The organism is Cytobacillus oceanisediminis (assembly GCF_004366035.1).
Classification (GTDB): Bacteria; Bacillota; Bacilli; order Bacillales; family Cytobacillaceae; genus Cytobacillus; species Cytobacillus oceanisediminis_C.
In genome coordinates, this window is sequence record NZ_SOEE01000001.1 from 68,915 (window position 1) to 85,565 (window position 16,651).

The 16,651-nt window shown below is 42.0% G+C and carries 12 protein-coding genes; all 12 read right to left on the reverse strand.

The annotated features are described in order from the left end of the window. Positions 1-406: 406 nt before the first annotated feature. The 12 genes from DFO72_RS00400 to DFO72_RS00455 all read right to left on the reverse strand — a co-directional run bounded on the left by DFO72_RS00400 (position 407) and on the right by DFO72_RS00455 (position 16,597). Positions 407-628: a YozE family protein gene (locus DFO72_RS00400; RefSeq protein ID WP_113884697.1), complete on the reverse strand. Its 222-nt coding sequence runs from the start codon at positions 626-628 to the stop codon at positions 407-409. Between the two features lie 127 nt (positions 629-755). After that, positions 756-1,049: a YokU family protein gene (locus DFO72_RS00405; RefSeq protein WP_113884696.1), complete on the reverse strand. Its 294-nt coding sequence runs from the start codon at positions 1,047-1,049 to the stop codon at positions 756-758. A 10-nt stretch (positions 1,050-1,059) separates the two neighbouring features. Beyond that, the gene (ablA, locus tag DFO72_RS00410; protein ID WP_113884695.1) at positions 1,060-2,490 is read right to left on the reverse strand and encodes a lysine 2,3-aminomutase; all 1,431 of its coding nucleotides are present in this window, start codon (positions 2,488-2,490) and stop codon (positions 1,060-1,062) included. Between the two features lie 164 nt (positions 2,491-2,654). Next, positions 2,655-4,097, reverse strand: coding sequence for a sigma-54 interaction domain-containing protein (locus tag DFO72_RS00415; RefSeq protein ID WP_113884694.1), 1,443 nt, complete (start codon positions 4,095-4,097; stop codon positions 2,655-2,657). Positions 4,098-4,169: 72 nt separating this feature from the next. Beyond that, entirely contained in the window at positions 4,170-5,045 is an 876-nt protein-coding gene (gene ablB, locus DFO72_RS00420; RefSeq protein ID WP_113884693.1) for a putative beta-lysine N-acetyltransferase, read from the reverse strand. A gap of 334 nt (positions 5,046-5,379) precedes the next feature. Next, positions 5,380-6,801: an aldehyde dehydrogenase family protein gene (locus tag DFO72_RS00425; RefSeq protein WP_113884692.1), complete on the reverse strand. Its 1,422-nt coding sequence runs from the start codon at positions 6,799-6,801 to the stop codon at positions 5,380-5,382. Positions 6,802-6,813: 12 nt separating this feature from the next. Further along, positions 6,814-8,148: a 4-aminobutyrate--2-oxoglutarate transaminase gene (gabT, locus tag DFO72_RS00430; RefSeq protein ID WP_113884691.1), complete on the reverse strand. Its 1,335-nt coding sequence runs from the start codon at positions 8,146-8,148 to the stop codon at positions 6,814-6,816. Then, complete coding sequence (locus tag DFO72_RS00435) at positions 8,148-9,425, reverse strand: peptidase (protein ID WP_113884690.1); 1,278 nt, start codon at positions 9,423-9,425, stop codon at positions 8,148-8,150. The genes gabT and DFO72_RS00435 overlap by 1 nt, the downstream gene beginning before the upstream one ends. A gap of 48 nt (positions 9,426-9,473) precedes the next feature. Next, positions 9,474-10,136, reverse strand: coding sequence for a 3-oxoacid CoA-transferase subunit B (locus DFO72_RS00440; RefSeq protein ID WP_113884689.1), 663 nt, complete (start codon positions 10,134-10,136; stop codon positions 9,474-9,476). Further along, complete coding sequence (locus tag DFO72_RS00445) at positions 10,121-10,813, reverse strand: CoA transferase subunit A (protein ID WP_113884688.1); 693 nt, start codon at positions 10,811-10,813, stop codon at positions 10,121-10,123. Before DFO72_RS00445 ends, DFO72_RS00440 begins: the two co-directional genes overlap by 16 nt. 2 nt (positions 10,814-10,815) lie before the next feature. Next, a complete protein-coding gene (locus DFO72_RS00450; RefSeq protein ID WP_113884687.1) occupies positions 10,816-12,174 on the reverse strand; it encodes an aspartate aminotransferase family protein in 1,359 nt (452 codons plus the stop codon). A 211-nt stretch (positions 12,175-12,385) separates the two neighbouring features. Then, positions 12,386-16,597, reverse strand: a complete 4,212-nt coding sequence (locus DFO72_RS00455) for a tetratricopeptide repeat protein (protein ID WP_166672397.1) — start codon at positions 16,595-16,597, stop codon at positions 12,386-12,388. Between the last annotated feature and the right edge of the window lie 54 nt (positions 16,598-16,651).

Genomic DNA, 16,651 nt, shown 5'->3' on the forward strand with positions numbered 1-16,651 from the left:
AGTCGTGAGTATTGAATACAATAGTATATGCACTTTTTATGAAAATCGTCAGTACGTTTATCACAATCAAGCAAAAAGCGCAGATGTCCCATTTTAAATAATGCTCTTTTCTTTCTCATAGATTGCTGTTTTTGATTATGAATTCACCCCGTTGCTTTCAGCGGGGAGGAACAGAGCTCCTCGGCTTCGCCTGTGGGGTCTCCCACTCCCTCTACTCCCGCAGGACATTAAATTATCTTCCGCAAATCAGCACCGCACGTGGAAAATGCGTATGTATTTTCGAGGATCAAGTTCCCACATTGAAGATCAACTCAGTAAATTAAACTATGATATTAAAAAGCAACGAACTTTACGAAAACAGCCTAAATAAAAACACTCCTTAGTCGGAGTGTTTCCATGAATTCATTCAGCTTTCAGAAAGAATATACAATTGCCAGACTTCATCAAATACAGACATGCTCTCCGGATAACTTCCGTTCAATTCTAGGTAAGAGCTGACCTCATCATAATCATAGGCTGTTTTCGGAAAGCTGTGATCCTCATATGCGTCATTGGCAAAACGGCTGATGTCGTCCTTTGGTGCAGGGTGCCTGTATTTCATTAAAAAGTGATAGAAAGTTTTGGACATACTAACGCCTTCCCCTTTATTCTTTCGTTCATTAATTTATTTTCTACTATAATCGAATTGTGCTCAGTTCGTCTACTAATACATAGAAAAAAGCAGCCCGCATAGCTTTACGGGCTGCCCTTATCACTTACTTATCATAGGAAGAGAAATCGAAATAATTTCGCTTCAGCAGCCTCGGCTGCTCCATCAGCTTTTCGTAATTTATCTCTTTTCCAATCTTTTTCACATCAATCAAAAATAATTGGTCCTCAATCTCCTTAACGAGATCATCTGACTGGTAAACCATTTCACAATCCTTGCAGGAAATGGAAGGTGTCTCATTGATTTGGATGGCCCTTGTTCCATCAGGCAGCTCCCAATAAACGGTTTCCCTGCTTTCATTTATATTTTGGCTTTCACACCATGCACATTTACTTTGCATTATTAGCCTCCTATTCCTTTGCCGCTGCAGTCTCGGCATCCGTTTCAGCCGCTGGATTCTGTTTCGTCTGCTGGGCAGTGAATTTCTTTTCCTTTAGTTCATCCCGTTTGTCACGCTTATCCTTCAATGAACTGTGGGAAGGATCGCTTTCGTATTTTTCACGGCGGTCAAGTCTTGCGAGCCCTTCAGGTACAAGATTAAACTGCTGATCATTCATCAGCGCGGCTATTCCGACATTGGACCGTTTTTCATCCATTTCCGGGTAAACTTCTTTAAAATAACCTTCAGCACGGCCAGGAACATAGTTTTCCGGCTCCGGATAGGTGGTTATGACTCCTTCAAAGTTACGAAGGACCACTTTATCGGCACTTTGTGAAATCAGGTAATTTGGCTGCAAGGAGATTTTTCCGCCTCCGCCAGGCGCGTCTACAACAAAAGTTGGAACCGCATATCCGGAAGTATGTCCTCTTAATCCTTCAATGATCTCAAGCCCCTTTGAAACTGGTGCACGAAAATGGCCAATGCCTTCAGATAAATCACATTGATAAATGTAATAAGGCCGGACCCGGATTTTAACAAGGTCATGCATTAGTTTTTTCATAATTGGAACGCTATCGTTTATACCAGCCAAAATAACGGATTGGTTACCTACTGGGACACCGGCATTTGCCAGCATCTCACATGCTCTCTTGGAATCTTCGGTAATTTCAATGGAAGTATTAAAATGTGTATTCAGCCATACTGGATGATACTTTTTCAGGATATTGCATAAATTTTCGGTAATCCGCTGCGGAAAAACAACTGGTGCCCGCGTGCCGATTCTGATGATTTCAACATGATCGATCTCCCGCAAATTCTTCAAAATGTACTCAAGGATATTATCATTGATCAAAAGTCCATCCCCGCCAGAAATGAGAACATCCCTAACCTGAGGGGCACTCCTGATATAGCTGATCGCCGCATCAAGCTGTTTTTTTGGCACTCCCATGCCAATTTGACCGGAAAATCTCCTTCGTGTACAATAGCGGCAATACATAGAGCATTGATTTGTCACCAGAAATAAGACACGATCAGGATAACGGTGCGTTAGGCCAGGGACAGGTGAATCTTCATCTTCATGCAAAGGATCTTCAAGGTCATATTTTGTTTTATATATTTCTTTTGAAATTGGTACAGATTGCATTCTGATCGGGCATCGCGGATCATCCGGATTCATTAGTGAAGCATAATAAGGTGTAATGTTCAGCGGAATCGTCTTAGTCGAGATCCTTACCCCATCTTCCTCATCCGGGGTGAGATTGATGACTTTCTTCAGATCATCAACAGTGCGAATCGTATTTGTCAGCTGCCAAAGCCAATCATTCCATTGTTCATCTGTGACATCCTTCCAGAGCTCAATGTCTTTCCAGTAACGATCCGGTTTATATAAAAAGTTCTTCATTTAAATTCCCCCTATATGAATTTCTTTAAGATACTTACTGCAAGAATCATGCCAATTCTGAATCTTTCGTATTATCATATGAAAACCTTGCCGGAGTGGCGATTGTTAGCAGCTGAAGGATATTTTTATTGAACTGGTGGCTTTAAAACAAAAAAAAATGCCGATTATTCGGCACTTTCATACTTGCTGCAGACAAGGCTCCTGTTATTTATATCAATATTATGTTTTGCCAGTTTATATTGCAGCGTCTGCCGCGGAACCTCCAAAAGCTTTGCGGCTCTTTTTATATTTCCATTGGTCTCTAGAAGAGCTTTTTCAATTAATGCTTTTTCCTGTGCTTCCATGCTCGCCTTTAAAGGCTGAACCCTTAGTGAAACAGCCTGTTCATCCTTTTGCAGCTGCTGTTTCATTATCACAGGCAAATCCTCTGTTTTAAGAAAATGATTTTCACAGACATTCATCATGTATTCGATTGTATGCTTTAATTCCCTGACATTTCCAGGCCAATGATATTGTCTGAAAAAGGCAAGCACATCATCCCCGATTCCTGAAAGGTTTTTGTGTAATACCTGATTAAATCCCCTAATAAAATGATGTGCAAGAAATTCAATATCTTCTTTTCTATCCCTTAGAGGAAGGAGACCGAAAGTGAGAACATTTAAGCGGTAAAATAAGTCTGTTCTGATTTGGTTTCTCTCCAGTGCTTCCACTGGATGGATATTCATGGCTGCAATCACTCTCACATCTACATGGGAGCTCTTTGGGCTTCCCACTCTTCTGACAATCCCATCCTCCAGCACTCTAAGCAGTTTTGCCTGGAGCTCAATTGGCATGGCATGTACTTCATCAAGGAAGAGTGTTCCCCCATCGGCTAGTTCAAAAAGCCCTGGCCTGTCTACAGCTCCTGTATAGCTTCCCTTAGCCGTCCCGAATAGAATGCTTTCAAGCAAGGATTCGGGTATAGCTGCACAGTTCTGGGCTATAAATGGCCCGGCAGCTCTTGAGGAAGCATGGTGGAGTCCCTGAACAAAGAGCTCCTTTCCGCATCCGCTTTCGCCAAACACCAGAATGGAGGAATCAGACTTTGCCAGTTTGGCTGCTTCCTTTTTAATTTTTTGCATTTCCTGATTTATAGTAAGAAGACTATCCAGTGTGTACTGTACATTCTGAACAGAAGTCTTTTTTTTGACAGGCTGTTTTATTTTTTTTCGCAAATCCAGAAGGCTTTCAGATAGAAGCTTTAATCTGGAATAGTCCTTAGCAATCTCAACAGCTCCCGCTACTTTGCCATCTACAGTAATAGGGAGAGTTGTATTAATGGTTTCTATTTGTGCGCCATGAAGGTTCACATAGGATTGCGTCTGATTATAGATCGGTTTTTTTGTTTTCATTACTTTTAGTAAGGTGCTTGTCTCTTTATCCAATGAAGGAAAGACTTTCAGAACAGGTCTTCCGATTACCTCAGAAACCACAAGGCCATCGTGCCTTGCAGCAATTTCATTATAAAAAATAGTGTTTCCATCCAAATCCACAACATGAATTCCTTCATCAATGCCCTTTAGTATGGCTGCCAGAACTTCTTTTGAAATGTTTTGAGTTTCAATCATAATATCCCCTCCCATATTTATGTATATGACAGGGTGCCGAAAATTTGTCAGGATGGTGCCGAAAAACTGGCACTATTTTTTGTGGCTCCAGGAATCTGCAGCAGCCAAATTCTTTACCCAGACATTCATATTTTCAAGTTTATCGAAAATATAACAGTTGTTAAGAAGCCGGCCCCGATAGGAATAGCCCAGCTGATGAAGAACGGCATTCATTCCGAAAGACAGCGCTCTGGCAATGGAGTAGGCACAGAATACACCCTGCGATTTTAAATCTTTTTCCAATTTTTCAAGGAGTATTTTCATTAAACCATGTTTACGGTGGGACGGAAGTGTCGCACAATCTGTCAGTTCTGCGTTTTTATAAAAAAGATTGACCTCCGCTGAAGCTGCACTGACAAGGTCATCATTATACTGAAATGCGTAATAGATGGTACCTTCCTGGATTGTCTTTTTAATATATGAGGGATCATGGAGAGGTGTTGGATAAATTTGAAATACTTCCCGATAAAGTGAAGCAAGTTTTTCAGCATCTTTCTCCGATATTTTCATGAGCTGATATTCGGAAGGAGGCATGATGACATCCGGGTTTCTTGAAAGGGCAACTATATTTGAAATAATGCTGTCTTCTGAAATCCAATGTGGATTGACTCTTCTTTCGTCTGAAAAATATTTGCAGAAAAAGTATTGATCAGAACCCCGGAAGTACCCGTCAATAACAGCTTCGCACTGAAACCCCAGAGCAAGCAGATTAGTATAACTTTCCACTCTTCCTCTAAAAATTAATTTCTCACATTGGTGTTCCTTTGCCATTTTCTCTGCTTCATGGACAGCATCTTCCAATTTCCCTGCATAATCATCTACTCTTAAACGTTTATTGAATGGATCAAGGTATAATTCAGCAAGAACATTTTCTTTTTTTATTGTTTTTACAGAAGCTTTTTTATTCATTGCATAGACCCCCTTCTATTAAAAAACTGCCTGCCAAACGGCAAGGCATTATAGATGTATGAAGGAATAAGGGCCAATTCCGCCATTTTTCCGGCCGAATCAGCGCTTTCATCGGCCAAATCTATTAAAATACCCGTAAAACTCAGGCATTTTCCGGCCGAATAAATTGAAAATTCAATCAGAGGGGATTGATTTTTACCCACTGATTGTTAGTTGAACCAATCGGGCCTTTACCGGCAGTTTGACCCCCGCTTATCCCTCAATGATTTCCCCTGAGCCTTGAAGTGGAGGTCTCACTGCCCGTTAGACTGCGATATAATTCCTGTCCTTCATCTTAGTCAATTTTAAAGCTGATCAGTTTCATCTCAGTCATTTCTTCAACAGCATATTTTATGCCTTCTCGTCCCATTCCGCTCATTTTTACCCCACCATATGGCATATGGTCTACACGGAAGGTTGGGAAATCATTAATCATCACACCGCCAACATGAAGCTCCTTTGCAGCTCTGAAGGCTTTGTTCACATCATTGGTGAAAACACCAGCCTGCAGACCATAATCTGAATCATTCACAAGTGCAAGCGCCTCTTCAAAGCTGCTGAATGAATTAATATGGACAACAGGTGCAAATGCTTCCTCACATGAAATTTTTTCTGATTTATCAACGTTCAGCAGGACGGTTGGATACAAGGTATTATCTGCTGCCTTTCCACCAAGAGCAAGTTCTGCTCCGCTCTTAACGGCACTCTCGATCCAGCTTTGTGCTCGGTCGGTGTCGCTCTTCGAGATCATCGCAGAAATATCTGTTTCTTCATTAAGCGGATCGCCGATTTTTAGCTTTTTGGCTTCCTCAACAAAGCGTTCTGCAAATGTCTGGTATAGGGTTTCATGCACATAGATTCGCTGAACGGAAATACATACCTGCCCCTGGAAGGCAAATGCCCCAGCTGCAATTCTCGGGACAATTTTCTCCACGTCTGCATTCTCATCCACTACTACTGCCGAATTGGAACCCAATTCAAGTGTTACTCTCTTTAAGCCGGCATTTTCGCGGATCTGTTTTCCTACTGCCGGGCTCCCTGTAAAAGTAATCATCGATATGCGGTCGTCTGCAACAAGCACATCCCCTACCGTTCCGCCGCTCCCTGTTATAACATTCAGAGCTCCATCAGGAAGTCCCGCTCTGCGAAAAATATCAGCTATTTTATATGCGGACATTGGCGTTTGGGATGCAGGCTTTAATACAACCGTGTTTCCGGCAGCAATTGCAGGCCCCACTTTATGGGCAACAAGGTTCATAGGAAAATTGAATGGAGTGATGGCGCCGATAATTCCAAGCGGCTCCTTTACTGTATAAGCAACCCTGCCTTCACCTCCAGGAGCAGCATCCATTGGGATTGTCTCTCCATAAAGCTTGCGCGCTTCCTGGGCAGCGAAGGTATATGTCATGATGGTGCGGTCCACTTCTCCTCTTGCAGCCTTTAGGGGTTTAGATGCTTCACGCGCAATGATCATTGCACACTCTTCTTTTTCTTCCTTCATGATGGCAACTGCATTTTCCAGTATTTCTGCCCTTTTATGAGCAGGCATTTCAGCCATTGTTTTTCTGGCATGATCTGCCGCATCTATCGCTGACTTCACATCGGAAGAAGAAGCCATGGCAACTTCTGCAATACCTTCCCCATTATAAGGGCTTTTCAACGCTTTGTAGTTCTCTGTTTCCTTGAACTTTCCGCCGATCCATAAATGTTGTTTCATTTGTATTCCTCCTTATGTGCAGCATTCAGCTATTACCTCTTCTAGTACGGTTAATCCTTCATTGAGCTGTTCATCGGGTGTAATAAGCGGAGTAAGCAGGCGAATGATATTGCCAAAGAGGCCTGCGCTCATAACAATGAGGCCGCGCTTGTGCGCTATTGACAGGATCTCCTGAACTATTTCCTTATTCGGTTCCTTTGTATCCTGATCTTTAACAAATTCAATGGCACACATTGCCCCTAAAGAACGAACTTCACCCACTTGCTTATATTTTAAAGGAAGATCTGAAAATTTTTCAGTAAAAAGGCTTCCGATTTCATTTGCCCTTCCTATTAATCCTTCTTCCTCAATTGTTTGAATCACTTCTAATGCGGCTGCACACCCGAGCGGACTGCCTCCATAGGTACCGCCTATTTCACCGATATTCGGTGAATCCATTATGTCAGCCCTTCCAGTTACAGCACTGATCGGCAATCCGGCACCGATTGATTTTGACATCGTAATTAAATCAGGCACAACATCATAATGCTCCATAGCAAACATTTTTCCAGTCCTGCCAAATCCCGTCTGAACCTCATCAGCAATAAAGAGGATTCCATGTTTTTCACAAAGCTGTTTTACACCTTTTACAAAACGGGAAGACGGCATAACGAAACCGCCCTCACCCTGTACAGGCTCCATAATAACAGCAGCAATTTCTTCAGGAGGCACCTCGCTGAGAAAAAAAGTTTCGAATCTCTTAAGCAAGGCAAGATCATGTTCTTTATCCTTCAGCCCCTCGCTGCGGTAATAATAAGGGTAAGGCCATTTATATGTTTCAGGCGCAAATGGCCCAAATTCATATTTATATGGTTTAACCTTGCTCGTTAAACTCATGGACATATAGGTACGGCCATGAAACCCCCGCTCAAATGATATGATCCCTTTTCGGCCGGTATATTTCCTTGCTATCTTTACGGCATTTTCCACTGCCTCTGCGCCGGTGCTTAAAAAGAATGTTTTTTTGCTGTGATTTCCGGGTGTAATGCTGTTGAGCTTTTCTGCCAGTTTAATATAAGGCTCATACATCATGACATGGAAGCACGGATGAAGATATTGATCAATTTGGGCATGCAGGGCTTCCACTACCCTTGGCGGGCAATGGCCAACATTTAATGTGCCGATTGCCCCGGCAAAATCAAGAAAAGTATTTCCGTCTATATCTGTCAGAAGTGCTCCATTCCCCTTATCCGCAAATGTCTGAATCGTGTTAAATGGCCCCTTTGGCACATTCTGCTCTTTTTTAGCCAATAATTCCTTCGCTCTCGGTCCCGGTATCTCCGTTTTTATTTTAATTGATCCCATCATCATTTCCCCTCTCGCTGATTAGTGCCGCACCATTCCAGCATGGCCAGAGCAATGATTTCAGCAGCTTCAAAAACTTCCTGCAAGGAAATATATTCGTTGACATCATGGGCAGCTTCAGTCACACCGGGGCCAAAGACAACAACTGGTGTATTTCCCACTTTGGATAATATGCCTCCATCCGTGCCCCAGGGTGATGCTTCCACTGCCGGCTGCATGCCTTTTACTTCTTCAAAAGACTCCGATAATACAGTCATTAGAGGGTGATCCTGTTCCAAATCACCAGGCAGCCAGCGTCCGCCGAACCATTCAACTTGAGGAGGATTCTTTTTAAGCCAGACATCATTTTGCGCTGCTTCCTTCAGGCACTGTTCCAGTTCTTTTTCCGCAGATTTCATTTCCTCATCTGGCGCCACCCCCATCCTTCCCTCTATGATGGCAATATCCGGTACTGAAGAAGGCCATTCGCCGCTATTTATTTTTCCGATATTAATAGGGATCGGAATTGGAATCTTGGAATATAGCGGATCCTCAATTCTTTGGTTTCTTAATTTTTCAAGTTCCTGAAGCTTTGTCATTACTTTCATGGCTTTTTCGATTGCATTGATGCCTTCATATCGGGTTCCTCCATGAGCGGAACGCCCTTTGACCGTTATCCGAAACCACATCGAACCCTGCTGTTTTGGGAAGAGCTTCATATTTGTCGGTTCGGGAATGATTGCCCCGTCGGCTGTATATCCCCGGAGGACAGCAGCCAAAGTACCCGCCCCTCCGCTTTCTTCTTCTATGACACTTTGGAATATCACATCTCCTTTAAGCTTGATTCCAAGCGTTATGATGGCTTCCATTGCAAGCAGAAGTGAGACTGTTCCTCCTTTCATATCCGTCGAACCCCGGCCATATAGTTTTCCATCTTCGATTCTGCCGCTAAATGGATCATGATTCCAATCATTTTTGTCTCCCTCTGGAACAACATCAATATGGCCATTAAGGATAAGGGACCTTCCCCCGCCTGTTCCTTTCAAAGTAGCCACCACATTGGGATTTCCGGAAAAATCCTTTCTATCCGAACAAAAGGCTGGATGATTGGTCAATTGCTCCTTGCCAATCTCCCAAATATCAAGGGTTAGTCCAAGTTTGCGGCATTTTTCAATGATGACAGCCTGTGCACTGCTTTCTTTCCCACGGATGCTTCCTTCCTGGACAAGCTGCTGAAGAAGTCTTGTTCCCCTTTGCCTATTTTCTTCCAGCCACTGTTTAACCTTTGCATGAGCATTCATATTCCCACTCCTTTTCTAAGACCACAGCCAAACATAGGATACTGTCTATCAATTAATCACTCTCACATTCCCAGCAATGGTAAAATTGCAGCCGGTTTTCGCCCTTACTGCATGAATCGAGTGCGGTGCAAACAATTCAGTCAGTGTCAGACCACGATTTGTTATTTGAAAGACAGCCATCTCCGTAATAATCATGTCTACACAGCGGGCAGATGTAAGAGGCAGACTGCACTCGTTCACAATTTTTGAATTTCCATACTTGTCTGTCTGGTTCATCAGGACAATTACTTTTTTGGCTTTTTGGGCAAGTTCCATTGCCCCGCCCATGCCAGGAACTTTTTTACCAGGGACAATCCAATTGGCCAGATCTCCCTTTTCACTCACCTGCAGGGAGCCAAGGATTGTCATATCAACTCTTCCTCTGCGGATCATCCCAAAGGCAATAGTACTGTCACAATACGAAGCACCTTTTACAACGGAAACCGGAAAACCGCCAGCGTTACAGAGATTTTCATCTTCCTTCCCTTTACCAGGACTTGGCCCCATACCTGTAATGCCATTTTCAGCATGAAACATCACTTTTGTCCCATCCGGGAGATGATTAGGAACAAGCGAAGGGATTCCAATGCCGAGATTTACAATCATCCCGTTCTTTATTTCTTCAGCAGCACGTTTTGCAATGCGATCTCTGATTTCTACTCCCATGCCCATTTCCAATTCACTCCTTTCGAAGGGACAATATAATCCACAAAAACCCCAGGTGTTATAATTTCATCAGGGTCGAGGCTGCCAAGAGGGACGATTTCCTCCACTTCTGCAATGGTCATATCTCCCGCCATAGCAACAAGCGGGTTTGTGTTTCTCGCACTTTTGTCATAAATTAAGTTTCCGTAAGGATCCGCTTTTTTGGCAAAGACAATGGATATTTCAGCTGTTAGAGCTGTTTCAACAAGATATTTTTTTCCACTCAAATTACATGTTTCTTTATTGCTGGTTACAATGTCATTATCAAGTCCAATATCGGAAAGAATGGCAGGAATGCCGACTCCCCCTGCACGGATTCTCTCTGCCAATATTCCCTGTGGCGAAAACTCCACTTCCATTTTCCCATCTGTCATTAATTGGCCGGCAATGGGGTTTGATCCGATATGGGAAGCAATCATTTTTTTCGCCCTTCCCTGGCTTACCACTTTCCCGATGCCAATATGGGGAAACCCTGAATCATTGCCGATAAGCGTTAAATCTTTGAACCCATTATCCAAAATGCCGTCAATAAGGGCAGGAGGGGTGCCAATTCCGCCGAATCCGCCAAACATAATGATCATGCCATCCCGAAAATGCTTCATTGCCTCATCAATTTCAAGGATTTTGTTATAAGTGTTTTCCATTTTTATTCAGCCTCTTCCTCAGCAAAGATCAAGTGTTTTTCTGTAAAAATCTGCAAAGTCCTTTCAAACCTTTTCACCAAATCATCAATTTCTCTTTTGGTAATGGTAAGCGGCGGTGCAATTAATACAGCATCTCCATCGGTGCCGGTTCTGCCTGCCCCCGCCGGGTAAATAAGCAGTCCCTGTTCCTGAGCTTCCTTTATTAATCTTTGTGTCAGACTAAATCTTCTTGAAAACGGCTCTCTGGACAGATGATTTTTTACAAATTCAAGTCCGATCATTAGTCCTTTTCCTCTAACATCACCAATGAAAGAAAATTTGGATTGCAGTTTTATCAACTTATTTTTCAAATACACACCCTTGCTATCCACTTCAGGGATGATGTTATTTTTTTCAATATACTCAAGCACTGCGAGAGAAACTGCGCAGGACTGAGGATTGGCACTTAAGGTATGCCCGCTCATAATGCTCTTTGACCCCGCCAATATAGGCTTCATAATTTCATCGCTTACAAGGGCAGCCGCAATCGGAGCATACCCGGCCCCCATTCCTTTACCAAGTGCGACAATATCAGGTTTAACATTCCATTGCTCGCAGGCAAGCATTGTGCCCGTTCTGCCAAAACCAGTCATTACCTCATCAGCAATAAACAAAATGTCATGCCGGTCACAAATTTCTTTTATTATCCGGTAGTAATCTTTTGGAGGGGTTATAGCACCCCCTGCAGCCCCAATGACTGGCTCTGCGATAAATGCAGCAATATTCTCTTGCCCTATCCGTTTAATGACGGTTTCAAGTTCATGGGCACACAGATAACCGCATTCAGGCGCTTCTAGATTGTATGGACACCTATAGCAATATGGCGGATGAATGACAGGAAAATCTTCAAGCAGTGGTATAAAGCGCGCCCTTCTGCCCGTATGACCTGACATTGATAAAGCGCCCAGGGTTATGCCATGATAGCTCATCCACCTTGAAAGCACCTTTGTTTTTGTCTGAATACCTTTTTCCTGCCAATATTGAATCGCTATTTTCATAGCTGTTTCAGTTGCCTCAGAGCCGCTGTTCACAAAAAAGCTCCAATTTAAGTCGCCAATTGCTGCTCCCGCTATTTTAAGAGCTAGCTTTTCAGCTGCCCCGCTGGTAAATTGCGAACGATACACAAAAGAGACTTTCTTAGCTTGTTCATGCATTGCCTCAATGATTTCCTCAACACCATGGCCAATATTGGCCGTTATTGCGCCAGACGATGCATCCAAATATTCCTTTCCGTCAGTATCATATAAGTAAACTCCCTTGCCGTAATCAATTATCGGGTACTGTGCATCAAGCATCGGCTTAATTAGGTTTGATTGATCCATTTCAGAAACCCCTCCATTTTCAATGGCGCAAGAAAGCGCCTAGGGCATTAAGTTTGGAAGTAGATTTATAAAGTTTGACGCTATCTTCTGAGCCAATATATTAAAATATATGAATTGACACCCAAAATCTTTCTTAAAGAATGTTCATATTCTCAAAATGAACCATTTGCACGAAAAAAAACAGCCGGCTGACAGCGGCTGTTTGTATTAGTTATATGGTGCTTTTTTTCAAATTAATAAGATCAATGTCTTCCTCTGCAAGTTCCTGAAAATATCCATCTTCATCATGATAAAGTACATACTCAAGTTCTTCGTCAGCTTCTTCCAATCTATTTAAGATTGAAAGATAGCAAGCTTTATTATATCTTGCTATCAAAAGGTCAGGATCGATTTCAAGCACATCCTCCATGAGCTTTAGTGACTTTTCGACATCCTCTACCTTATGGTAAGAGATAGCGAGTTCAATAAATAATGAAGTATCCTCAGGGTGTACCTTAAGGCCATCCAACATAATCTCTATAGCTTCTTCGTGCCTCTTTCTTTTATTTAATAGATTCCCATATCTAAAATGGGCCTCTTTCTCATATGGATTTTCCTTTAACACTTTTGTAAAGAGTACCTCTGCCTCGGTAAATCTCATTCTGTGTGTAAATGCCACCGCCTTCAAAAGCAGAATATGAGTATCTTCTGGTTTTTCTTTTAGGCAGGCGTCCAGAAGTTTTATTGCACTGTTCATCTCTGCCGCTTCCTCAAGGGGATCATTCCCGCCTGCCAGATGCAGCTGTGCGAGCTGATAGGCTGTAACGAAATCCCAATCATTCACAAGAGAAGACTTCAAAACCTTTTTTGCATCATCCTCAAGATTTACAGATTCATAGAATCCGGCAAGACCGATAGATGCATCTTTATTAAGCGGATTAAGTCTGATTGAAGACTCATATAAATCGATAATCACTCCAAACAAAGTGATTTGCTTTGTCTTTTCTCTCATCTTTTGTACAAACCTTCCAATGAAGGAGGACTTCTGTTCAGCTTCCAAATCCCCCCCGCTTGCACGCTTTGCCAAAGCATCGGCCGCCAATAAGAAAACCTGGCTTTTTTCACTTTTTTCGGTTCTAACTTTTCCCAGGAATGCAGAAAGGTTAATGATTCTATTTGACTCAGCAAATAGAGCAATCAAAGTTTCATATAAACTTTCATCATCCCATTGCTCTTTTATAAGCTCTTCAAGCAAATTCTTTGCCTCTTTATATTTCTTATTCTTTATAAGAAGCTTAGAATAGTGATGCTTTAATTCAGCTAATTGAGAATCCAAATCCAGAGCTTCCAAAAGACAGCTCTCTTCCTTTATACTGTCCCCTGCTGCCCCATAAGCATATGCAAGGCTATCCAGCCTCCATGTTTCAATAACTTCTCCCTTCATTTGATTCAATTTTTCTATAAATCCAAGAAGTCCTTCAATGGAAAGCATTCTTGTTAAATATTCAATATTAACTGTTAAAGGGGCCTTATCAATCAGAAGCAGCATATACTCTGCTTCCTTTTGTTCATCTCCCAAAATTCCATAAATTTGTGCGATGCGTGTATATGCCCCCTCTGTCTCAGGATTAAGATCCAGGGATTTCCTCAGTGCCTTGATCGACAATTCATATTTTTCAAGCTTAAAATAGGTTTCCCCAAGCCTGTAATATGGAAAAGCTGTTTCTTTTTTCTCTAAGGCGTTTTCATATATCCTAATGGCTTCAGCATATCGTTCCGCACTTTCATATAAAGTGCCCGAATAGCATAGATAGTCAGTTTGGGTGTCTTCGCATTCAGCTTTTGATTCCAGAAAAGCGATTGCACGATTCAGATAAGGCGTCGCTTCCGCAATAGTTACATAAAGTTCCAGGGCTTCATCCAGATTTTGATCAATATAGTTAAAACCTCTTTCAATTAAAGCCAACCCTGCCTCCAGCAAGTAGAAGTCCTTCTGGTCTTGTCCAAAGTCAGCCAGCAGCTTGCCCCCATTTATTAAAAACTCACTATCCTTCCAGAAACGTTCTTCATGTTTCCTGATAAATTCAGCTGCTCTATCAGGCCCCTTTGTTTCAGAGATAGCAAATGCATAACCTAGATAGGCAAAAACCTCATCAGGATTTTCTGTTATGCAGGAGAAATATATACTCTCTGCTTTTGCATATTCCTCATGATCTTTGTAAAGATCACCCAAGCGGATTAGAATCTGCGGACTCCTTGATAACTCCACTCCTTTCACTAAAATCTCTTCAGCGCGCCCTTTGTCTTCAAATAAATACTCATAGCAATCGGCAAGAGCCAGGTATGGATAAGGGATTTCCGGATCCAGGCAGGCTGAAATATTGTAGCCTCTTTCAGCCTTGCGAATGTTTCCTCCTGCTTGGTCAAGCTTCGCTCTCTCATACCAAACATACGCATCGCCATGATCTTCACGCAGCAATTCACTGTATATGGAGCGTGCTTCATCGTACTTTTTCAGATCAGAAAGGATAATGGCATGATTAACTCTGATAAAACGATCCTGCTCATTAATTTTTAGTGCAATGTCAGACATTCCTTTCCCAGCTTCCGGCTCGGAATTATAAAGGAGACAGAGAGCAATATAACTCCATATATAGTATTGATCAGAGTCAAGCTGCAAAGAAGTTCTGAAAAAGCCGATTGCGGTATGGTAATCGTCCTTATGCAGATGAATCCTTCCTATTAAATACTGGTATAATGGACTGAATGTTTTTCTTTCAACCATTGATAATATCTTCTCAGCACGGTCGATTTCGTGTAAACGTATATATGCCTGAGCTGCATGAAGCTTAAAAAAGTCAGACTCCGGAAAAATGGCAAGCAGCTTTTCGGAACATTCAATAATGAACTCTTTGTATTTATCCCCGGAAAAGAATTTCACTGTATATATGAGTGTATAAGGTTCATTCATTGAAGAGGATAAAAAGGCTGCCATAGCCGGTTCATTCTTCTTTATATCCTCTTCCACCTGCTCCGAAAGTGAATGAAGTTTCTTATAATACCGGTGCTCATCCATAGATAGAAACCCCAGATCCGCCTCTCTCGCTTTTGGCACTGCCGCAATGGATAAAAGGTTTGTATTAACAGCAAGCTTTTGGAACTCTTCATAAGTAACGTACATTGTTTCTAAGAAATTTGGATCCTGTACCATATAAAAGCCAAATCGTTCATCAATTCCCGTCATAACTTGGACATGTGAAGATGCCTCAAAGTCGATACTAAGGATAACGGGTATCCCTTGCAGCAATAATGTCTTATATCGCTCCTTATCACCAGTAAAGAAACGGCAAGCGAAACCTTCTTTTTCAAGGTATTCCGCAGATGCAGACAGCTTTGAACCAGTCACATCAAAAATATGTTCGGCAATATCATCCTGAGTCTCCTTTTTGCCAAAATAAGAAAAGAGCATTTCAAAACTGGCAGGCACACAGTAATTGCTCTTCTGTACAACAGGATTAATAGAAAGCTTTACTGTATCACCTGTTTCAGTAAACCCCTTATCTGCCGAGAAAGGACTGTCCTTCATTTTCTTTTGAGAGATAAAGTGATGTAATTTTTCAAGTTCATTTTTTTGATAATAGGATAAAGCTCTAAGATGTTCAAAATAGCGCTTATAAATGTGAAAAGGTACAAGCCGGTCGACCTCATTCATCAATGAGAGCATGTCCTTATGAAAACCAAGATCCCTGTACCTGCGAATAAGTTCCAGTTTCAATGCAGGTGCTTGGGGGTGTTCTTCCATGCCTTCTTTAATTGTTCGAAGCGACTTTTCCCGGTCGCCAGTTGATGCGTATAAATCCGATAACAAAAGATAACAAACATGTCCTCGTTCCTCATCCCTCAGGCCAGCCGTTAAATAGGATTCTGCCTTGGTACGGTCTCCTGCCTGCAGATAATAAAACCCCAGCTTATCCCAGATTGGTTTTTCGCTGATCGCCTCCATTTCGACGAGCTTTTCCTCAGCCTCTTTCGTTCTCTTTAACTCCAGAAGGCTATGTACTTCCGTAAATAATGCACTTATAATCAGCTCAGTGTCTGCATCATGTGGTTGCTTTCTCAAATACTCCGTTATGATATCATTCGCTTCCAGAGTTTTACCGCTGTCAATTAACTCATCACAATACCAAATGGCGGTTTGAAGAGTATTAAAACGGCGATGTGCATAACGGGCAATAAATCCACTGTATTGGTACATTACTCCACGGTCAAACAATTGAATGAGCAGCTTAAAATCTGCAATCGAGGAGATTTCGGCTAATTTATTTTTAATAATTGAAAACCTCGATTTCCCTATATCCTCCAATTCCTTCGACAGCACATCCATCGCCTTTATAAACTGCTTGGTATTTGCCAAGCATTTCAGCTCTTTAAGAAAAATTTCCATAGTACACCTCATTTGGGTAAGTTAGAAATATAATACAAACATTTACAGAAAATT